The organism is Wandonia haliotis (assembly GCF_039523435.1).
Lineage (GTDB): Bacteria > Bacteroidota > Bacteroidia > Flavobacteriales_D > Crocinitomicaceae > Wandonia > Wandonia haliotis.
Genome location: NZ_BAAAFH010000022.1, coordinates 377,172 through 397,707 on the forward strand (window position 1 = coordinate 377,172; position 20,536 = coordinate 397,707).

The 20,536-nt window shown below is 40.1% G+C and carries 22 protein-coding genes and 1 tRNA gene; 12 read left to right on the plus strand and 11 right to left on the minus strand.

The window, feature by feature from the left end; translation table 11 throughout:
- The first annotated feature begins 113 nt into the window (after nucleotides 1-113).
- The 3 genes from ABDZ97_RS14350 (at nucleotide 114) to ABDZ97_RS14360 (ending at nucleotide 3,187) form a co-directional block, all read left to right on the plus strand.
- Complete coding sequence (locus tag ABDZ97_RS14350) at nucleotides 114-674, plus strand: Crp/Fnr family transcriptional regulator (protein ID WP_343789137.1); 561 nt, start codon at nucleotides 114-116, stop codon at nucleotides 672-674.
- A 65-nt stretch (nucleotides 675-739) separates the two neighbouring features.
- Nucleotides 740-1,861 (plus strand): peptidase MA family metallohydrolase, encoded by a 1,122-nt coding sequence (locus tag ABDZ97_RS14355; RefSeq protein WP_343789140.1) that lies wholly within the window; start codon nucleotides 740-742, stop codon nucleotides 1,859-1,861.
- Complete coding sequence (locus tag ABDZ97_RS14360; RefSeq protein WP_343789143.1) at nucleotides 1,862-3,187, plus strand: S41 family peptidase; 1,326 nt, start codon at nucleotides 1,862-1,864, stop codon at nucleotides 3,185-3,187. It begins immediately after the preceding gene.
- 17 nt (nucleotides 3,188-3,204) lie between these two features.
- On the opposite strand, the gene ABDZ97_RS14365 is transcribed toward ABDZ97_RS14360, so the two are convergent.
- Together ABDZ97_RS14365 and uvrC are read right to left on the minus strand one after the other, a co-directional pair.
- Nucleotides 3,205-3,741 (minus strand): hypothetical protein, encoded by a 537-nt coding sequence (locus tag ABDZ97_RS14365; protein WP_343789148.1) that lies wholly within the window; start codon nucleotides 3,739-3,741, stop codon nucleotides 3,205-3,207.
- A 53-nt stretch (nucleotides 3,742-3,794) separates the two neighbouring features.
- A complete protein-coding gene (gene uvrC / locus ABDZ97_RS14370; protein WP_343789151.1) occupies nucleotides 3,795-5,600 on the minus strand; it encodes an excinuclease ABC subunit UvrC in 1,806 nt (601 codons plus the stop codon).
- Nucleotides 5,601-5,645: 45 nt separating this feature from the next.
- Between uvrC and ABDZ97_RS14375 the strand changes: the two genes are divergently transcribed.
- Complete coding sequence (locus tag ABDZ97_RS14375; RefSeq protein ID WP_343789154.1) at nucleotides 5,646-6,458, plus strand: glycosyltransferase family 2 protein; 813 nt, start codon at nucleotides 5,646-5,648, stop codon at nucleotides 6,456-6,458.
- On the plus strand, nucleotides 6,451-7,461 hold the full coding sequence (locus ABDZ97_RS14380; protein ID WP_343789157.1) for a glycosyltransferase family 9 protein: 1,011 nt from the start codon (nucleotides 6,451-6,453) through the stop codon (nucleotides 7,459-7,461). The genes ABDZ97_RS14375 and ABDZ97_RS14380 overlap by 8 nt, the downstream gene beginning before the upstream one ends.
- A gap of 121 nt (nucleotides 7,462-7,582) precedes the next feature.
- Here the strand turns inward: ABDZ97_RS14380 and ABDZ97_RS14385 are convergent, their stop codons facing one another.
- The 5 genes from ABDZ97_RS14385 to ABDZ97_RS14405 form a co-directional block, all read right to left on the minus strand.
- Complete coding sequence (locus tag ABDZ97_RS14385; protein WP_343789160.1) at nucleotides 7,583-8,302, minus strand: Bax inhibitor-1/YccA family protein; 720 nt, start codon at nucleotides 8,300-8,302, stop codon at nucleotides 7,583-7,585.
- A gap of 49 nt (nucleotides 8,303-8,351) precedes the next feature.
- On the minus strand, nucleotides 8,352-8,942 hold the full coding sequence (gene folE / locus ABDZ97_RS14390; RefSeq protein ID WP_343789163.1) for a GTP cyclohydrolase I FolE: 591 nt from the start codon (nucleotides 8,940-8,942) through the stop codon (nucleotides 8,352-8,354).
- A gap of 36 nt (nucleotides 8,943-8,978) precedes the next feature.
- On the minus strand, nucleotides 8,979-9,410 hold the full coding sequence (locus tag ABDZ97_RS14395; RefSeq protein ID WP_343789166.1) for a 6-pyruvoyl trahydropterin synthase family protein: 432 nt from the start codon (nucleotides 9,408-9,410) through the stop codon (nucleotides 8,979-8,981).
- 150 nt (nucleotides 9,411-9,560) lie between these two features.
- A tRNA-Gly gene (locus ABDZ97_RS14400) sits at nucleotides 9,561-9,633 on the minus strand.
- Between the two features lie 129 nt (nucleotides 9,634-9,762).
- A complete protein-coding gene (locus tag ABDZ97_RS14405) occupies nucleotides 9,763-10,287 on the minus strand; it encodes a DinB family protein (protein WP_343789169.1) in 525 nt (174 codons plus the stop codon).
- Between the two features lie 221 nt (nucleotides 10,288-10,508).
- Between ABDZ97_RS14405 and ABDZ97_RS14410 the strand changes: the two genes are divergently transcribed.
- Entirely contained in the window at nucleotides 10,509-10,943 is a 435-nt protein-coding gene (locus ABDZ97_RS14410; RefSeq protein WP_343789172.1) for a PaaI family thioesterase, read from the plus strand.
- 10 nt (nucleotides 10,944-10,953) lie between these two features.
- Here the strand turns inward: ABDZ97_RS14410 and ABDZ97_RS14415 are convergent, their stop codons facing one another.
- Complete coding sequence (locus ABDZ97_RS14415; protein WP_343789175.1) at nucleotides 10,954-11,496, minus strand: hypothetical protein; 543 nt, start codon at nucleotides 11,494-11,496, stop codon at nucleotides 10,954-10,956.
- Nucleotides 11,497-11,757: 261 nt separating this feature from the next.
- Here ABDZ97_RS14415 and pcaF point away from each other — a divergent pair, with 261 nt between their 5' ends.
- Both pcaF and ABDZ97_RS14425 read left to right on the plus strand, forming a co-directional pair.
- Complete coding sequence (gene pcaF, locus ABDZ97_RS14420) at nucleotides 11,758-12,975, plus strand: 3-oxoadipyl-CoA thiolase (RefSeq protein WP_343789178.1); 1,218 nt, start codon at nucleotides 11,758-11,760, stop codon at nucleotides 12,973-12,975.
- Nucleotides 12,976-13,032: 57 nt separating this feature from the next.
- Entirely contained in the window at nucleotides 13,033-13,902 is an 870-nt protein-coding gene (locus tag ABDZ97_RS14425; RefSeq protein ID WP_343789181.1) for an ion transporter, read from the plus strand.
- Nucleotides 13,903-13,908: 6 nt separating this feature from the next.
- On the opposite strand, the gene ABDZ97_RS14430 is transcribed toward ABDZ97_RS14425, so the two are convergent.
- The gene (locus ABDZ97_RS14430; protein ID WP_343789183.1) at nucleotides 13,909-14,571 is read right to left on the minus strand and encodes a hypothetical protein; all 663 of its coding nucleotides are present in this window, start codon (nucleotides 14,569-14,571) and stop codon (nucleotides 13,909-13,911) included.
- Nucleotides 14,572-14,843: 272 nt separating this feature from the next.
- Between ABDZ97_RS14430 and ABDZ97_RS14435 the strand changes: the two genes are divergently transcribed.
- The 4 genes from ABDZ97_RS14435 to ABDZ97_RS14450 are packed head-to-tail and all read left to right on the plus strand — an operon-like array spanning nucleotide 14,844 to nucleotide 18,274.
- Nucleotides 14,844-15,452 (plus strand): acyltransferase, encoded by a 609-nt coding sequence (locus tag ABDZ97_RS14435; RefSeq protein WP_343789186.1) that lies wholly within the window; start codon nucleotides 14,844-14,846, stop codon nucleotides 15,450-15,452.
- 1 nt (nucleotide 15,453) lies between these two features.
- Complete coding sequence (locus ABDZ97_RS14440; protein WP_343789189.1) at nucleotides 15,454-16,656, plus strand: anthranilate synthase component I family protein; 1,203 nt, start codon at nucleotides 15,454-15,456, stop codon at nucleotides 16,654-16,656.
- On the plus strand, nucleotides 16,640-17,944 hold the full coding sequence (gene tilS / locus ABDZ97_RS14445; RefSeq protein WP_343789192.1) for a tRNA lysidine(34) synthetase TilS: 1,305 nt from the start codon (nucleotides 16,640-16,642) through the stop codon (nucleotides 17,942-17,944). Before ABDZ97_RS14440 ends, tilS begins: the two co-directional genes overlap by 17 nt.
- A 36-nt stretch (nucleotides 17,945-17,980) precedes the next feature.
- On the plus strand, nucleotides 17,981-18,274 hold the full coding sequence (locus tag ABDZ97_RS14450) for a hypothetical protein (RefSeq protein WP_343789195.1): 294 nt from the start codon (nucleotides 17,981-17,983) through the stop codon (nucleotides 18,272-18,274).
- A 52-nt stretch (nucleotides 18,275-18,326) separates the two neighbouring features.
- Here the strand turns inward: ABDZ97_RS14450 and ABDZ97_RS14455 are convergent, their stop codons facing one another.
- Nucleotides 18,327-19,559 (minus strand): PP2C family protein-serine/threonine phosphatase, encoded by a 1,233-nt coding sequence (locus ABDZ97_RS14455; RefSeq protein WP_343789198.1) that lies wholly within the window; start codon nucleotides 19,557-19,559, stop codon nucleotides 18,327-18,329.
- Between the two features lies 1 nt (nucleotide 19,560).
- The gene (locus tag ABDZ97_RS14460; protein WP_343789201.1) at nucleotides 19,561-20,487 is read right to left on the minus strand and encodes a UDP-3-O-(3-hydroxymyristoyl)glucosamine N-acyltransferase; all 927 of its coding nucleotides are present in this window, start codon (nucleotides 20,485-20,487) and stop codon (nucleotides 19,561-19,563) included.
- Between the last annotated feature and the right edge of the window lie 49 nt (nucleotides 20,488-20,536).

Sequence of the window (20,536 nt, forward strand, 5' to 3'; positions counted from 1 at the left end):
TCGAAAAAAGATACTATAAGGAATGATAAAGTAGTAAATTACCCCACGGGAAACAAGAAAATAGCGGTAAACTCGTTTCTCTACTATCAGAAGGCATTTTATTGTAAATAAGCATGAAAGATATTATTTTATCACATATCGATATCTCCGATCATCAATATGAGCTTTTACTCAGTGTAGCAACGAGACATCATGTTCCGAAAGGTCAGCTACTATTCCGTCCGTCAAAACCGAATCTCAAGTACCTGTTTCTGGAAAAGGGACTCTTGCGTGGTTATAAGGTTATCGACGGAAAAGAATACACGCATCATTTTTATTTTCCGAAATGGTTTGCAACCGATTATAAAAGTTATTTAACCGAAAAAGCAAGTGATCTTTTTATTGAGACCCTAACCGATGTTGACTACTATGCATTCAACAAGAAGGATCTTTTACATCTTTTCAGCACACAACATGCGTTTGAAAAACTGGGAAGGATTATTGCGGAAGAAGCATTCCTGCAAACTGTTGAAAAGTTGTCCGATATGCAAGTTCTCAATTTAGAAGAACGTTATAAGAATTTGCTCAACAAGAATCCCGAACTTTTTCAGAAAGTTCCTCAACGACATATTGCGTCTTATTTAGGCGTAGCAGAACAAAGTTTAAGCCGGATAAAAAACAACCTCATTTCTTAACAAATGTGATTGTCCGGTATTTTCACGGGACCTAACTTCGCAGAGAATCAAAAAATGAAAAACCCATGTACAAAAACATGTTCGTCCTATTATTCTGCTTACTACCCGGAATTTACCAGGCGCAATCTCACTTATCAGAACATGAAACAGGTTGTCAATTTCTACTTCCCTGGACTTGTGAAACCTGTACTTTTACCTGGACAGGAGATTGTTTAAATCGCATACCAGAAGGGAAAGGTGTTCTTACCGTTTTTAACGAGGGAGAAGAAATAATGTGGTACGACGGAGAAATGAAAAATGGAAGATTTGATGGCTTGGGAAAGTACCGGGACGGAATGAATCAATTCGAAGGAAATTTTAAAAATGGAATGTATATTGGCAATAATCCGTATGTAATCAACAAGAATGCACGTATCGACACGACGAAATTCAATCAAACAGCTGACTGGGAAGAAAAAACAGTTGTTACAAAACAAATAGACAACCTCCATTTCACATTTCCTGCTAAAGGATATGCCTATGAAAACAGGGATGCACTTGTTGAAAAATGTTTACTTGCCATTCAGGAAAACTGCCGTTTAATTAACGATACAAGCTTTACGGAATTTACCCGGATTCATTTTGTCACCTCCAAAAAAGAAATGCTTTTACAGGCTGGTTATTATGTCAATGCACTGGCCAACATTGACGCAAGAACTATACACATGAAAGTAACCAACGAGAACAGTGACGAAGAAAGTAGCATTACCAATCCTCCGATCCAACATGAAACGATGCATATTGTTTCAATGACAGCCTGGGGTCGGCCTGCAGAAGGTAATAACTGGTTAAACGAGGGATTAGCTACTTATTCAGAAAACAATTGCTCAGGATATATCGTCGCTGAATTATACCGGTACTTCTTAGAAGAAAACAAGTTGGTTCCGTTGGAATCTCTGGCCTATCAGTTTTATCAAACAGAAGAAATGATTAGTTATCACCAATCGGCTTATGTTGTGGAATATTTGATTTCAAATTATGGGTTGCCTAAGTTTGAAACACTGTGGAAAAGTGGATTTTCAAGTATGCAAAACATCTATGGCTTCTCCCCTGCTCAACTGGAAACAGAAATAAATAAGTCGTTGCTGAAAACTCATCCCAAATCGCCAAAAATTAACTGGGAACTCATACAGAAAGGTTGTAAATAAATGAGAAAGAAGCTCTTTATCCTGTTCATACTGGCAGTGTACATTCAGACGGGGTGTGCACAGGATACTATTCCAAAAAAATATACCGTACATGAAGTCATAGCCAAATCGGAGTACATGGCCGATTTAGAACAACTGGTAAAGGCCGTTAAACGCAATCATCCTCAACCTTATACCTTTATAACCCCGGAAGAGTTTGATCTTTTTGTCAGGCGAAAAAAGGAATCAATTTCGGATGCAACTACAATGAGTGAATTTGTATGGCTCTGCAAATCTGTAGTAGCACTTGTCGGGTGTGGGCATACCTCAACATCTGTTGACAATGTACTGGAATTATCCCCGTCTCTCTTTTTTCCTTTGGAAGTCATGTATGTAGAAGATCAACTCTACATTACTGACCCCCTGAACAATGCTGATGTACTGGATCAGGGAATGGAAGTCATATCAATCAATGGTATTGACGTAAAAACGCTGAAAAGAGAACTAAACGCAGTGATTAACTCTGACGGATACATTTCCAGTCTCCGGGAACTGCAAACGAATATGAACTTCAGATCCCATTGTGCCTTTCAACTTGGTTTTCCGGAAACCTATACCATCGAAATTCGTACCAATACCGGTCTAAAATCAATCGAACTAAAACCCTCGGATCAATCTCCTTTAAAAGGCAATGATCTAAACCCGTGTCCGGATAACCTATGTTTTCAAATGGATGCTGATCATTCACTGGGGAAAATAACTATCAAAAGTTTCAATTATTACAACGACAATCTCCCTCTATTCCAATCCTTCATTGACAGTTGTTTTAAAGAACTTGAACTTTCCCAACCGGACAACCTGGTAATTGATCTGAGAAATAACTACGGAGGGGATCCGTATTGTACCTCCTATTTACTCCAATATCTCATGGAACAACCCTTTCGTTATTTCAGAAAAGGTTCAACAAAATGGTATAAGGATTTGGAACAACTTCTCCCTGTAAAACAGAACCGATTCAAAGGCAATTTATACCTGTTAATCAACGGGGGCTGTTTTTCATCAACAGGGCACTTTCTTTCGTTAGTAAAAGCGCATCTGAATGCTGTATTCGTCGGTCAGGAAACGGGAGCAACCTTTAGTTGCAACGCCAATCCTACTTCATTTTTATTGAACAACACCGGGATTCAGGTCTCTGTGGCTACAGAAATTTATCAAACGGATGTAAGCGGATTTTCAAAAAATGAAGGAATATTCCCCGATTATTTCATTACACCTAAACTAAATGACATCCTAACAAACAAAGACCTGGAAATGGAAAAAGTAGTTCAATTGATCTATGAGAACTAAGACTGGTTTAACATCTTTCACTCGCGTTCAAAAGTGATCCTTATTTTTTCTGCATCCGATATAATCTCAACAATGACTTCCTGACCATTTTCTTCTATTACCCGAACCATATCCATTTTAAAGTTAGGATTCCCGGTATCCAGCATAAAAGAACTTGACGAAATATTCTTTTTCACCAAGAAAGAATCCTCAAAGAGAACAAAAAAATTCCCCGAAAACGCGCTCGTGTATAAATATATCTGGTACGAGTCACCTTTCAAACGTTGCTCGAAGTCAGCATTCATCAATCGAAGAAAAAGAGGACCACCCAAAATACCCAAAAATGGTGCAACAAAAAGAGGAAGAACTAGAGTTGTTACTGTAAAAAATCTCACACTATGCCATTTCCAGTTCTTCACAGCTAAGTACAACGAAACAATAAACCAGACACCCCAAATAGTGCGGGATGTCCATACTCCAGTTATCGTGTAAGTAAAAAAGAGTACATCAGCCACTAACAAGTAATTGACAAGAACAGATATTAGCAGATAGATAAGAATTTTCGATCGTTTCATCAAAGTCTAAACGAAGTACAACCGTACTTATTTCTGTCCGGAATTAAAAGATTCTACATCCCATTGAAATAGGCATGGACAATCTTTGCCTTTGCCTGTCCTATTACAGAAATCAATGAGTCCAGAGAGGCTTCTCTTATTCTTTTAACCGATTTAAAATGTGTCATCAACTCTTCATACGTTTTCGGACCGATGCCTTTTATCTCCGAAAGTTCAGATACCAATGAGTTTTTGCTTCTCTTATTCCGGTGATGTGTAATTCCAAATCGGTGGGCTTCGTTACGCATGTGCTGAATCACTTTCAGACTCTCCGAACGTTTATCCAGATACAAAGGAAGACTATCTCCTGGAAAGAATATTTCCTCCAATCGCTTGGCGATGCCTACAACCGGAATTTTACCCCGCAAATTCAAACGCTCCAGTGCTTTCAAAGCCGATCCCAACTGTCCTTTCCCTCCGTCAATTACTACCAGTTGCGGAAAAGGCTTATCTTCCTCCTTTAAACGTCGGTAACGTCGATAAACTGCTTCTTCCATCGAAGCAAAATCATCCGGACCTTCCACCGTTTGAATGGTAAAATGCCGGTAGTCCTTGGTGCTTGGTTTACCATCCCTGAAAACGACACAGGCAGACACAGCATTTGTTCCCTGAAAGTTGGAATTATCAAAACATTCAATATGAACCGGGAGTTCTTTCAAACGAAAATCTTTCTGGATTTGGGTTAAAATCCGGTTTTTATGCGCCTCAGGATCTTTTATCTTTTGTCTTTTTAACTTATCCATCCGGTAGGCCCTTGTATTCCGTAAGGACAAATCCAGCAGTTCCTTTTTATCTCCCCGTTGCGGAACAAAAAAACGAATCCCTTCAAGTTTTACATCCGGCAATTCTTCGACTAACACTTCTTTGGAAGGACTCTGAAAACGCTCCCGTAGCTCCGGCAAAGCAAAACCGACTACTTCTGCTGCTGTTTCATTTAACTTCTTCTTAATTTCACTGGTGAAAGCGTGAATAATTGCCCCGGATTTTATCACCAGATAGTTGACAAAAAAAGAATCTCCATCATCCAATACTGTAAATACGTCAACTTCCGAAACGGTAGGACTTACAATCGTACTTTTACTCTTATAATTTTCCAGTAATTCGCATTTTTCTTTCAGCAATTGTGCCTCTTCAAACCGATAGGCTTCCGCTTCTTCCTGCATCAGGACTTTTATCTTGCGGATAACCGAAGAAATATTTCCTTTGAGAATATCGTGAATGTCTTCAATGTACTTGTTGTACTCCTGTATGGTTTGTTTAGCCTCGCAGGGTCCTTTGCAATTACCAATATGATATTCCAGACAGACCTTATAATTTCTCTTCTCAATAGCATTTTGCGATAAATCTAACCCGCACGTTCGCAAAGGATATAACCTTCTGATCAGATCCAACAGAGCGTGCATCATTCTCCCCGAAGGATAGGGACCGTAATAGCGGGAGCCATCTTTCACTACTCTTCTGGTAGAAAATATCCGCGGGAAAGCTTCATTTTTAACGCATATCCAGGGATACGTTTTATCGTCCTTCAACTGGATATTATACCGCGGTTGATACTTTTTTATCAGGTTGTTTTCCAACAGTAAGGCATCCATTTCGGTAGCCACCACGATATATTGAATATCCCGTATTTTGCGAACCAACATCCGCGTTTTCCCGTCTAAATCCTGTTTGTTAAAATAAGAGTTAACCCGTTTTTTCAGGTTTTTCGCCTTACCGACATAAATAATTTTCCCACTCTCATCAAAATACTGATACACTCCCGGATTTTCCGGAAGGGTTCGTAAGATTAATTCTATATATTCTGTCTTTTTATTACTCACCTGAATTACAAAAATAGCGGAAATCTAGAGTAATCTACGCAAAAAATGCAACTTGCCTCTCAACAATTTTATCTCATTTTCCGCTATCTTTACCACATGGATAAATTGTCTGCGGTTATTATTACCCTGAACGAAGAACGTAACATCCGTCGTTGCATTGAATCACTGATCGGTGTTGCTGATGAAGTTATTGTTCTGGATTCACTTTCAACCGACACGACAAAGGCAATTTGTTCAGAGTATGATTTTGTCCGGTTTGAGGAACGAAAATGGGAAGGATACAGTTCCTCCAAGAATTTTGCCAACTCACTTTCTTCTTTCTCTTACATTTTCTCTATTGATGCAGATGAAGCAGTCAGTACAGAATTGAAAACAGCCATTCTTCACGAGAAGAATCAAGGCTTTTCGGGAATTTATACCGTCAACAGAAAGACCAATTATTGCGGTACATGGATTCATCATTCGGGTTGGTATCCAGATTATAAAGTCCGTATTTTTCCAAAAGATCAAACCAAATGGGTTGGTGAATACGTGCACGAAGAACTGGAGTTCTCTGCGCCTTTCCAGGAGAAACTTCTTTCAGGAGATTTACATCATTACTCCTATTATGATTATACAGACCATCGGACGCGCGCAGACAAATATTCTCTGCTTACCGCCCGTAAAATGAATGCCCGGGGAAAAAAAGCAGGAATATTCAAGCCATACCTGAGCGCATTGGGTCGGTTTATTTCCATGTACCTGATCAAACGTGGCTTTCTGGATGGTTACGCCGGATGGAAAATAGCTACAATATCGGCTCAGTCTAATATTTTTAAGTATAAAGAACTTCGAAGACTCAATAAAAAAGATGCTTGATCTTTCCTATAGAACAGTCATAATTAGCAGAACAGACAGTATTGGGGATGTGTGCCTTACATTGCCTTTATGTGGTTATCTGAAGAAGCGTTTCAAAGGTGTTCGTATTGTTTTTCTCGGTAATACGTATACGGCTCCCATTCTGAATTGTTGCCACGACATTGATGAAGTACTTAGTTGGAAAGAACTGGAGTCCCTCGAAGAAAGTGAACGAATAAAGGCATTCAGAAGCATACGGGCATTTGCTATTATTCATGTTTTCCCCCGAAAAGAAATTGCCCGGTTGGCAAAAAAAAGCGGCATACAACATCGTATAGGGACAAGCCATCGGTTATTTCATCTGGTTACTTGTAACCACAGAGTTAACTTCACAAGAAAGCAGGCCAATGAACATGAATCACAATTGAATTTTCATTTGCTCCGACCATTTGGGGTCCGTACATTACCTTCGTTAGAAGAAGTTTCAGAATCGGTTCATTTTTCTACCTCATTTCCACTCCCTGAATGGCTACTTAATGAAGTAGATACTCCGCAGCCTAAAGTCATACTCCATCCCAGATCACAAGGGAGTGCTGTCGAATGGGGTGTGAACCATTTTGCCGAATTAGGAAAACAGCTAACTGAGAAGGGATACAAAGTATTCTATACAGGAACTGAAAGTGAAGCAACTTCTTTCCGTCATCTTATACCTGAAGACTGTATAGATACGAGTGGCAAACTATCGCTAGACGAATTAATCGCTCTGATTCAACAGATTGACATACTGATTGCAGCAAGTACAGGTCCTTTACACATTGCCGGATTACTAAATAAAGGAGCCATAGGATTATTTGCATCCAGACGCCCCATCCATCCCGGGCGTTGGAGACCATTAGGCAAACACTCAACCACACTTGTTTTCGATGAAAACTGCTCTACGTGTCAGAAAGGAAGTCCCTGTAACTGTATCGAAAAAATTAGTGTGGATACCGTAGTATATGCCGCTACTGGAATAAAATATTAGCTCCGTTACATCCCTAAGTCTATGAACCACATCTGTGTTTGGAAACAGGAGTTTTATTCCCCAATAAAAAACGGCTACCTCAGATGAGATAGCCGTCAACATATTTTCTACTTAAGATTTTTTATTCTCTTCCGAAAACTCTCAATAGAGAAAGGAACAAGTTAATGAACAGGATGTACAACGACAATCCTCCGATCAATGCCAGTTTCTTTTTCTCCTCTCCTGCGTATTGCGGATCAGCAGCAATGTACTTCAACTTTTGCATTTCCCATGCCGTAAGACCTGTAAAGACAAAGATTCCGATAAAAGAAATCCAATATCCCATTGCTTCACTCTGCATGAAGAAGTTAACTAAACTTGCAATGAAAATCCCAATGAAAAGCATATACATTAAGCTACCAAACTTAGACAAATCGGTCTTTGTTGTATACCCCAGTATAGCCATCCCACCGAACATACCGGCTGAAATAAGGAAGACATTGAAAATTGTACCTAACTTATACTGTAAAAATATAGTTGCTAAACTCAACCCCATTAAGAATGAGAAACCAACAAAAAGTGCCAATAACATGGACATACTCAATTTTGCCATTCTCATCTGCATCAAAAGCACCAATCCTAAGGGCGCAAAAGCAATCACGTAAAAAATCGGAGAAAGCCCTCCTGTTGGAGATTTAATAAATTCAACAAATCCAGTCTGAAAAACCTCTCCTACCATAAAGGCTGTCACTCCGGAAATACCAAGTGCTACAAACATGTACGTGTACACCGAAGCAAAAAATTCCTTCGTCATTGGCTTTACGCCAACTGGTTCAGTTCTGTCTAAAATGTTTTCTAACATTTGTATCTAAATTTTAGTTTACTGTAAAGATAACGAAATTTCTCCAGCTTTAGTGTAGTCTGGCCTGCACTAAATTTATAAACTCTTTTCGGGTGGAATCGTTTTCCAAAAACACTCCTGTAAACGCGCTGGAAGTCGTTACTGAATTTTGCTTTTGTACTCCTCTCATTTGCATACACATATGACTACACTCAAGAACAACCGCTACTCCTTCCGGCTGTAATGCTTCATTAATCGCGTCCCGTATTTCAAGTGTCAACCGTTCCTGAACCTGCAAACGACGAGCAAAAGCATCTACTACTCGCGGAATTTTTGATAACCCAACAATTTTTCCTTTGGGAATGTAGGCTACGTGTGCCTTTCCGAAAAATGGTAACATGTGATGTTCACACAAAGAATATACTTCAATATCCTTTACGATCACCATTTCAGAATAGTCCTCATTAAAAAGAGCCGATTCCAAAATTGCTTTCGGGTTCTGCTCATATCCTTGCGTCAGAAACTGCATAGCTTTCGCTGCGCGCTCCGGAGTTTTCAATAAGCCTTCTCTACCCGCATCCTCTCCTAGATCGGTAATTATCTTTTGATATGCATCCGAAATCCGGAGGGTTGTTTCCTCCTTGTTTTGTTCTTCTTTCACCAAATTATTTTTCTTTTTCAAAAGAACAGATAAACACTAATAAGGTTCCCGTCCTCCGAAATATTCTACAAAATTGTTCTCTGTTTCAATCAACCTGATTTTTGCCAGAGTCCCCCCTAAATTGGCAATCGGTCCTTCGATTTGTTCCCAGATCTTTATCGCCAGATTTTCAGTAGAAGGTAAAATTCCTTTTAAAAAGGGAACATCCAGATTCAGGTTTTTGTGATCCAACGGTTCTACAACGTACTCCTTTATCAGGTCACTCAAATCTTTCAAATCTACAACAAATCCTGTATCCTCATGAGGCATCCCTTTTACCGTAACAATTATCTGGTAATTGTGTCCATGCCAGTTTGCATTGCTGCATTTCCCAAAAACTTCTTCGTTCTTTTCGGGAGACCATTTGTCATTATATAATTTATGGGCAGCATTAAAATGCTCTCTACGCTCTATATAAACCGTTTTCAACTTTCTTAAAATTTTGTGCAAAGATACGAGAAAATGTAATAGGTTTCGTGAAGAAAGAAACGTTCAAACCTACGGGGCACACTTACTGAAAATCAACTTTTCAACCCATATAAACAAAAAAAGCTCCGCCGAAGCGAAGCTTTTTCCACGAGCGGGAGACGAGATTCGAACTCGCGACCCTCAGCTTGGAAGGCTGACGCTCTACCAACTGAGCTACTCCCGCGGACGGTGCAAAAGTAAAACTTTTTTTTATTCCAACTCTATTTATGCTATGATATTTTCAGAAAGATTTCATTTTCATGGAACAGGTAAAATCTTTGAAGTGCTTCCCTTCCTTCTTTTTCTTCATCGCTTATCTTTTCAAGACACTTAAATAATTAATCCATGGTCCTACTTCGTTTTTGTACTGTTTGGCCATCACTCTTGAAATTTGCCCTATGTGCCCCAAGTCATGAACTACCCATGTTGCAATTAACTGCCCGAGTGTCACTTCTCCAAATTCAGGATGAATTCCGGTCAGCTGCAGATCCTCGTCGCTGATATTCAGCGCACGTAATTCCTCCAAATTACTCGTCCTCAAAACATTGAAATCAGTCAATAATTCGGCAATTGGTCTATCCTGATCCTCCTTTAATTGAGCCAACCTGTCAAACGGTTCAAAGAGTTTGTTCCCGGAAGTACGTAATATGGTTTTAACCCGCACCATCCAGTCTGTTTTTTCTCCATACACCAAATGCCCCAATATTTCATAGGGACTCCAGGTATTTTCTCCTTCATTATTCTTTAACCAATCTTTAGACAATCTCCCGAGATAGGCTTCTAAGATCAAAGGTGTCCTTTCCAGAATTTCTACTGATTTTTGTAATTCAAACTGCATTTCTTCTTTTTTAAGTACTGCCAAAGACGATTTGCGCTACAAACCTGCTTTCTGCGCTTTGCACAAGATATCATTTTTGAAGGTTCAGTCACTCAATATCTGTTATTTTATAACGTATTTCACATCTCCTTTTCCTCTTTCATCAATTATTTTGCCGCTTCATTATCCTACTAATTTATTATGCATTCATTATATTTGCAATAGATTTTACAGGCATAGTTATGGAAAGTGTAAGAGATTTGATTATCGAGACCTACAAGAGAACCAATCGGTTCGGAGATGATCTCGGCATGCAATTGAGTATTGTACAACCGGGGGAAATAGAATACAAACTAGCTGTTTCTGACAAACACATGGCTACACCCGTTGCCGCACACGGAGGAGTCATCGCTACCTTAATGGACGGAACTTTAGGTGTAGCTGCTCTTTCTCTCGTTGTCGAGCAGGGAAAAGTAGTCTCAACCATCGAATTGAAGCTTAACTTTCTTTCTCCAGCTCGTTTAGGAGATACACTAATTGCTACAGGGAAGGTAGTTCAGGCCGGAAGCCGGATTATCTATGCTGAAGGAGAAATTCGAAATCAAAAGAATGAGTTAGTTGCAAAGGGAAGTGGAACTTTTAATGCTTACCCGGCAGAAAAGGCCGGGATATTATAATCCTACGTTTTTACGCGATTAATTTATAGCGTTTGAAAAACGCGTTCCAATCCCAGACAAAATTGGTCATCACATCATCCATTCTCTTAAGGAAAAGGGGATTAGGACATTGCATTTTCCGGAAGTAATCATCCTGATAATCATTCAGATTATACTTGTGAAAAACAGCCTTTGACATTGCGTACAACGTATTCTTTGAAGGATGATTAACACGCGCCATGAAATGATCGTATTCTTTAACAATCTGTTTTAATTCGGATGCGGAAATACCAAATACTCCAGCAAACTTGTCAAATATTAATTCTTCTACACGCGCTACCTGATCCGCTTCAAAATGATCTTCAAGAAACTTCAGGTTACCTGCCAGAACGATCATTGTAAATTTTCCGTTATCTGAAACATTGATTTGTGGTTGGTGTACAAATGCCGAATCCTCTTTAATCAGCCCCGCTACTTCCTCAAACCCTTTTTCAGTAACATCAAGGATGGCGTTCACGAAAATATTCGCCACCTTCTCATCTGTCAATCTTTTCTTAATTAGGGTTCCAAACATAAACAACCTGTTTTATACTACAAAAATATAAGTAGTTCCGCTCCGTTTTACTACCAAAACCAATTGACTTTTCAACGAAGTTATTAACAATTTGACTATAAAGAGTTAAAAATGAATTAACTAAAATTCACATTTTGAAACACAAAATTGTTAATTAATGATACCCAACATGTTGAAAACCTCATCATAAATGAACAGGGAAATGAAAATTTTTTATTTCAAAAACTAACCGCTAAATTCGCACATAAACAAAGCAGACAAATGAGTTCAGAAAACGTATATATTGTTGACGGAGTAAGAACCGCTATCGGAAATTTTGGCGGCACGTTGGCTCCTGTCAGAACAGATGACTTGGCAGCGCACGTTATCCGTGAGTTGGTAAAGCGTCACCCACAGCTTGATTTAAAATCAATAGAAGATGTGATTCTCGGTTGCGCCAATCAGGCAGGAGAAGATAATCGAAATGTCGCCCGCATGGCAGGATTACTGGCTGGTCTACCTGTAGAGGTTGCAGGAGAAACGGTTAATCGTTTATGTTCGTCCGGGATGGCTTCTGTAATCAATGCTTCCCGTGCTATAAAGGACGGAGCAGGAGAGTTTTATATCGCCGGAGGAGTAGAAAACATGACGCGTGGGCCATGGGTTCTTTCAAAGGCATCTACTCCTTTCGGACGCGATTCTCAGTTATTTGACACCAGTTTCGGATGGCGCTTTATCAATCCGAAGATGAAAGAATTATATGGAGTTGACGGAATGGGAGAAACAGCAGAAAATCTGGTAGATAAATACGGGATCTCACGTGAGGATCAGGATAAATTTGCAGCCTGGTCTCAGCAAAAAGCTTTTCAGGCACAATCCGAAGGAAGACTTTCGGAAGAAATTGTACCCATTGAAATACCGAGAAGAAAACAAGATCCTCTTGTATTTGACAAGGATGAATTCATAAAAGGAACGACTACACCTGAAACCCTGGCTAAATTACGTCCGGCATTTCGCAAAGAGAACGGAACAGTTACTGCCGGAAATGCTTCCGGGTTAAATGATGGTGCAGCAGCTTTGCTGATCGCTTCTGAGAAGGCAGTAGCAGCAAACAACATGAAACCATTAGCCCGTATCGTTAGCGCAGCTGTTGCAGGAGTTGAGCCACGTATCATGGGAATTGGTCCGGTATATGCCTCTCAAAAAGCATTACAACGCGCTGGTTTAACACTTGACCAGATGGATGTAATTGAGTTGAATGAAGCCTTTGCTGCTCAAGCACTTGCCTGCACCAGAGAAATGGGGCTGGCAGATAATGACCCGAGAATAAATCCAAACGGAGGCGCTATCGCCTTAGGACACCCATTGGGAATGTCCGGATCACGTATTCTTCTTGCTGCTGCCCATGAGTTACAACGCACCGGAAAGCGTTATGCACTTGTTACCATGTGTATCGGTGTGGGACAAGGGTATGCAACAATCATTGAAAGAGCTAATTAATATTTACGATACATCAGGGTGGTGATCTGAATCTTTTCCACCACCCTGATTCATACTATGCAACGTCCTATCCGAAATATCATTAAGGGAGAAAACCCCATTGAAAAAAGCAGGTTAAAACCCTGGCAGCTGAAATTACATGAGATCATCTTTGAAGCAGATACAGTAGCCGGAAAAACTTTTGACCTCGCTCTCCTTGGTGCTATTTTTACCAGTATAGTAGTTGTAATGCTGGAGAGTGTTGACTACCTGAACGCAGAATACGGCACACTTTTCATCACTATAGAATGGACACTTACCATTCTCTTTACTATTGAATATATCTTACGCATACTTAGTATCGGAAAACCCGTCTATTATATCTTCTCTTTTTATGGGATTGTAGACCTGGTTTCAACTCTTCCCTCTTATCTGGGACTATGGGTTTCGGGAGGACATACTTTATCTGTTATTCGCGCTCTTCGCTTCCTACGTATTTTCCGAATTCTCAAGTTAGGTCAATATATCGATTCCGGAAAAATTATTACCAAGGCATTAGTCACAAGCAGACACAAAATCATTGTGTTTATGTTTGCCGTACTCACAATCGTAATGATCATAGGCAGCCTTATGTTTTTAATTGAAGGAGACATCGAAGGTTCGGGTTTTACAAGTATTCCCCGAAGTGTTTACTGGGCCATTGTCACACTGACTACTGTTGGTTATGGTGATATTTCTCCAACAACCGCTCTGGGACAAACATTAGCCTCAATTCTAATGGTCCTGGGTTATGCTATTATAGCTGTCCCTACCGGAATTATGACCAGTGAAATGATCTCTGCCAACAAAGAAGTAAGTAATCATCGTGCGCGCAGTTGTCCGAACTGTAGTTTCGAAGGCCATGACGACGATGCCGATTTTTGTAAGAAGTGCGGACACACTCTTTAGAAGCTATTAATACAGATCTCTTCGATAACCTACCTGAACTGAAAATAACATCAGCGATGTTACTGGCGTCACAGCATTTGAGATGATATATAAATCAAGTCCTGCCATTGTAAACAAAGTTCCCCAGGGTTGGGAATACTTAATTCCCGCTCCAAAACCGGCAAAAAGAGATATCGAAGTATATTTATCCGCCAGATTTGTTTCCAAACGATATTTTGTTTCGTCATAATCACCTACTACAGAAGAAACAGGAGAAACCAAAACCCTGATTTTCGTTTCCAAAACTCCTGCAAGTCCAATATCGTAGTCATTCCCCAAATAATATCGGGTACCTCCTTCCAGTGAAAACGTACTTATTTTCGTCTCCAACTTCGCAGACGACTGGTATGGGTTGGTCATATCATCAATTGCAATCAAAGTTGCTCCTGCCGGATCCTCAACTTTTGTAGGAAGGTAATAACCAATCTTACCATAAGGCACTACAGAAGCCGAACGCGGAAACTCAGCAAAGAAGGACATCCCCGTAAGGTAAGCTCCGGTATTAATGGGATTAAGGACATCAAAGCTACCTCCTAACCCATACGATAATCCTGCTCTGCCCTGTCCCTGTGACCATCCTTGCGAAAGGGAAACAAGCGCAACAACCAGTACAACAATTATTTTTTTCATATCTCTTATCCTTTATAAAGTCTTAACAAAAACCATGCTATTTTTCACACACTCCGGTTCAGCAAGGACTTTTTCACTTTTCTAACATATTACCCGTTACCTTTCGGCAACTTCAATCTTCTTGTTATTGTAAAGATACAACTTTTTCCCGGCAATAAAATTGTATTTCCGGGTGTCCAACAACCAATATTTACAAAATTCAACCTTCATTTTTATTACCTTTACAATAGAGAACGATAACTTCGTGCTAAAAGTTAGAAAAACGAAAAAATATGCCCAATATTTTCGAATTTAACGGATTTAAACCGGTTATTCACGAAAGTGCATTCATCCATCCGAATGCGACTGTCACCGGGAATGTTATTATTGGTAAAGACGTATATATCGGTCCCGGAGCAGCCCTTCGGGGAGACTGGGGACAGATACGCATTGAAAATGGATGTAATGTACAGGAAAACTGTACTATTCACATGTTTCCCGGAACTACGGTTACACTTAAAGAATCAGCACACATCGGGCATGGAGCGATTGTTCACGGAGGAACAATAGGAAGGAACTGTATGATCGGGATGAATTCTGTCATTATGGACGATGTCATTATCGAAGATGAGTGTATCATCGGAGCTCTCTGCTTTGTCCCCGCAAAAATGTACATCCCCAAACGTAGTCTTGTGGTTGGCAATCCTGCTAAAATTATTAAAGAGGTCAGCGACGATATGATCGGGTGGAAAACAATGGGAACTCAATTGTATCAACAACTTCCGGGAGAATGTTATGCCTCCCTCCGTCCTTGCGAGCCGCTTCGCGAAGAAGAAGCTGACAGACCTCAGCAGGAAGCCATGTATTCAACCTGGGAAAAAATTAAAAATCAGAAAGCATAAATTGAAAGAAGCAGAACACACCAGTTTGTTTTATTTCAACTCCAATTCGGGAGACACCTGGCTATGTATCGGGTCAGAAAAAGAGTTAGTCTTTGAAGACCGGGTCAACTGGAAAGAGGTAGATGATTTTACTGAACAATTCAGAAAGGATTATATTGTAGCCCTTATTGGTTTTGATGTAAAGAATAGTATTGAACAATTACACTCTTCCAACGAAGATCATTTTCAGTCACCTGCTTTTGCATTTATAGTACCTCAAACGGTTTACCACATCCGTGAAAATGTGGCAGACCTTGTCAAAGGAAAAAGTCGCACGGACATCTTACTAAAATTCCTGGAAGAACCGCAACCGGACACTCCTTCGTTTCAATTGCATCCCCGACTTTCGAAAAAAGAATATCTAAAAAAAATAGAGCGGATTCAGGAATATATCCAAAAAGGGGATAGCTATGAGGTCAATTTCTGCCAAATCTTCGAAAAAAAGAATGTTTCCCCGTTTAATTATCTGGATACATATAAACGCATTCACAATACAACCAAAGCGCCTTTTTCTGCTTTTATTGACTGGCGCGAGTTTAAAATGATGGGAGCTAGTCCGGAACGATTTATTAAACGTGTAGGACATCTTTTGGTATCTCAACCCATCAAAGGCACACGAAAAAGAGGAAACTCTGCATACGAGGATGAACTGCTGAAAAAAGAACTCATCAACAGTGAGAAAGAGAAAGCTGAGAATGTAATGATTGTCGATCTGGTTCGAAATGATCTTGCGAAGGTTGCTCTACCCGGAAGTGTAAAAGTTGAAGAACTATTCGGTCTTTATACTTTTGAATCTGTTCACCAACTTATTTCTACGGTAATCTGTACACTTCGAGAGGACACAACTTTCTCTCAAATCCTCAAAGCGACATTCCCTATGGGATCCATGACCGGCGCTCCTAAAATTCGCTCTCTGGAGCTTATTGAAGAACTGGAGAATTTTAAAAGAGGTTGGTACTCCGGTTCCGTCGGTCTTATTCAACCAAAAGGAAACTTTGATTTGAACGTTGTAATACGAACCCTGTTGTACAATGAAAAAAACAAGTATCTATGCTGCCCTGTCGGAGGAGCGATAACCGATCTTTCTTCTCCGGAAGAAGAGTATGAAGAATGTCTTGTAAAAATTGAACGTCTAGTAACAAACCAGGATGAATCGTTGGTCTGAAATAGCGAATGAACTGGACTCCCTCAGAAACTATGATACCCTATTTTTGGCTTGTAGTGGCGGAGTTGACTCAATGGTGCTACTTCATCTTTTGAGCCAATCAGGATTTCCTGTTACCGTTTTGCACTGCAATTTCAATTTACGTGGAAAAGATTCTGACGATGATGAAAAATTTATCACGGATCATTGTCGCACATCCGGGATTTCGTTTGCCTGTAAATCTTTTGATACCAAACGTCTTGCTGGAGGAGAAAAGTCAATACAAGCTATAGCTCGAGAACTCCGTTATGAATGGTTTGATCAACTAATACTTGAAAACCCCAACTCTATTGTTTGTACCGCTCATCATCTGGATGATAACCGCGAGGAAGTCCTATTAAAATTAATGAGTTCCGGGAAACTATCCGATCTTGGAGGAATCATGAAACAACGTCCGGGGTATTACCGCCCCTTATTGTCTGTCAGCAAACAGGATATTATCCGGTATGCAACAGAAAATACTCTATCGTGGCGGGAAGATGCCAGCAATAAGGAGAACAAATACACCCGTAATAAAGTCCGAAATCTTCTCCTTCCCCTGATGCAGGAAATTGATCCACGATCATTGTCCTCCCTTGATCGTCTCTCTCAGGATGTTCAACGCATGCTATCAGAATCAGATCGGCAATGGAATCACTTTCCGGGAGAACGCAGTGAATTTTTCTTCGCCGATAAAGATATCCGAAGTCTATTATTTCTTCAACGGGAACGACTTCTCGTACAATGGATGCAATCGACCGTTTTAGCGACTGCTTTGGAACAACTCATTTCCTCCGGAGCTGCGGGCGCAATAGTTGAACATGGGGATTTTTATATCCAACGGCAGAAAAATGGTTTTTGGTTCGGGAAACATTCACTAGATACCGTTCAACTGAAGTTTTCTGATTTAGGTATTCCCGACAACACTCCGGCTATTTCTGTTACATTAACAGAGATGGTTTCCACTAGTTCTGAAGAACTTTTTATTCCTCAGGATTTGCTAAAAGAATTTGGTGTACGCAATCCTTTGTCTGGTGAAACTATTCCTTTCAGAGGCAAAAACGAACGACCTCTGAAAAAAATTCTAAACGACCTGAAACTAAGTTTTACCGCACGAAAAAAAGCTCTTGTACTCACCCGAAATAATCAACCGGTTTTATTTCTTCACCCGGATGAAATCAGTACCTGGAATCAGAAAAAAAGTATGGAATCAGCTTCCAAAATTGTTGTAACTATTTTTAGCTCCTTCTTTGCAGAAGTGAAAAAATAATGCTATCTTGTTCATCCCATTTATAAATTTTTGGCCATGCAAAATGAAGTAGTAACAAGCAGCCCGGTTTTGATCCAAAAGGAACAAATTCCGGCACTTAGCTTTAAAAAAGCTATAGAAATAGAACAGATTCCGGACTTAATGGCTAAACTAGTTGAAGCGACGAAATTAGGTAACTTACACCACGGAAAAGTGGCTATTATCTTTATGGATGATGAAGGGCTCAAACGTGTTGAAACAACAGTTTGGGCTTCCGGAGGCAAGTACATTTGTCTTAAGGGAGGAATTTGGCTTCCTATTTCAAGGATTGCTGATGTCCGGTTCATCTGATAAAACGTACGAAAAAGAATCTCTGAGGCGGTCCGAAAGACCGCTTTTTTTATTAGAAAAACCGGCAGGTAAATATCGCTGTATCATCTGCATACTTAGCCCCACCTTTCCATTCATCCAGCTTAGAGAAGACAAGGTTATTCAGATCATCCGTTTTCAAGGGGTAAAAACTATGAATAACTTTTATTACCCGCTCAATTTCAAATTGTTCCTGTTCTTCGTTCTCCAACTCAACGACTCCGTCCGTATAAAGAACAAGTGTTGTATTCTTGGGCAACGAAATGCTATCCTCTTCCAAAAAGGGAAGCTCCTCAAACATCCCTAAACCAATCGATCCTTTGTCCAGAAACTGATAGTTTCTGCCATCCGTGATAAACGGATGATTATGTCCCGCATTGATGTATTTTAACTGGCGGGTATTCACATTATATTCAGCAATAAAAAAAGTGATAAACTTCTCACCTTTGGCATTACCAAATACAATCTTATTCAGTTCGTGTACTAACTGCCCAAGAGGAAATCGTCGGTATGTAGCCAAAGCCCGTAAAGTAGCCTGAAAATTAGCCATTAGTAATGCCGCAGAAATTCCTTTTCCCGACACATCTCCGATGCAAATAACATATTCCTCATCTGAGATAGGAAAGAAGTCATAGTAATCCCCCCCTATCTCGTGTCGCGCTTTATATTTTGCTGCGACATCCATTTCCTTATTTGTTGGAAGATCAGATGGAAAAAGTAGCTTTTGCGTTTCGGAAGCGACCTCTAACTCCTTCTTTAGCTTTGCCTGCTTTACTCCTTCATTAGCCATTCTTTTATTCTCTATGGCTACGACAATAATATTGGTGAGCGTCTGAAGGAAGTTCATGTCATCCACCGTCTCTTTTAAACGCATGGCATGATCTTTCACTTCTCCCACCAACAGGAATGCCAATTTCTGATTTTTATGGGCTACCGGAATAATAACATCAAATTCATTTAACGAAGCAATATGTGAGGATTCTATTACCGTTATTTCATCAAAGCGTCCCAGATCCGATTCGATAGTCAGATCTTTCAAACGTCCTTTATAACCTACTTTCAGCATGATATCCCAACCGTTATGGTTAACGATCAGAATAAATTTTGACAGTCCTAATTGTTCACGAACAATGAACTCGTAAATCCGCAAAAGTTGATCGACAGATTCATTCGCGTTGATGGCCGTGGTCAGCTCAAGAAGCGAATACAGTTTCAGATCACTGAACTGTACCTTTTCTTCCAAATGCGTAACCAGTGTTTGCGGCATATTATAAGTTTTCCAGTATCTCAGGAATTCGCTTGATGGCAGCTATTTCCCTAAACTTGACTCTTGCTTCCCCGGCCGGAGAACCGAAGTAGGTTTTCCCTCCTTCCAGACTCTTGTTAATTCCGGATTGCGCCAAAACAACAGCCCCTTCACCAATTAGTATATCCGAAGCTACTCCAACCTGACCCCATAAAGTTACGCGATCCTGAATGGTTACACATCCGGCAACTCCAACGTTAGCGGCAAACAAGCATTTCTTCCCCACAACGGTATCATGACCAATATGTACCTGATTGTCCAGTTTGGATCCTGCTCCTATAACCGTATCTCCCGAAACACCCCGGTCAATTGTGCAAAGCGCACCAATTTCGACATCATCCTCAATAATTGTTCTACCGCAAGAATACATCCTGTCAAAACCATCTGTCTTTTTCTTATAGTAGAAAGCATAATGCCCGATCACACTATTAGGCCCGATCACGACATTATCTCCAATGATTGAATCCTGCTCGATAACTGCTCCCGGAAATATGATGGTATTTTTACCAACACTTACATTGGCTCCGATTACAACATTTGCTCCGATTTCCGCTGACGGATCAATCGCAGCTGTTTCAGATACGGATGTGTACGAAAAACGTTCCGGATTATAATACCGGGTCAGTTTATTAAAATCATCAAACGGAGACTCACTAATTAACAGCCCCTTTCCTTCGGGACACTCCACTTCTTTATCTATAAGAATCGTCGTTGCCGCACTCTCTAATGCCTTTTTGTAGTACTTCTCAAAATCTACAAAAACTATATCCCCGGGGACTACCTTATGGATTTCATTTATCCCAGTGATCTCATGATCCGGATTACCTGTAAATCTGCACCCGAGAAATTCAGCTACTTCTTTGAGTGTTGTTGGCTTCGCTAACTTCATACAACCGTTTTAACTATATAAAGTTAAGAAGAACAGTACCCGCATCAGA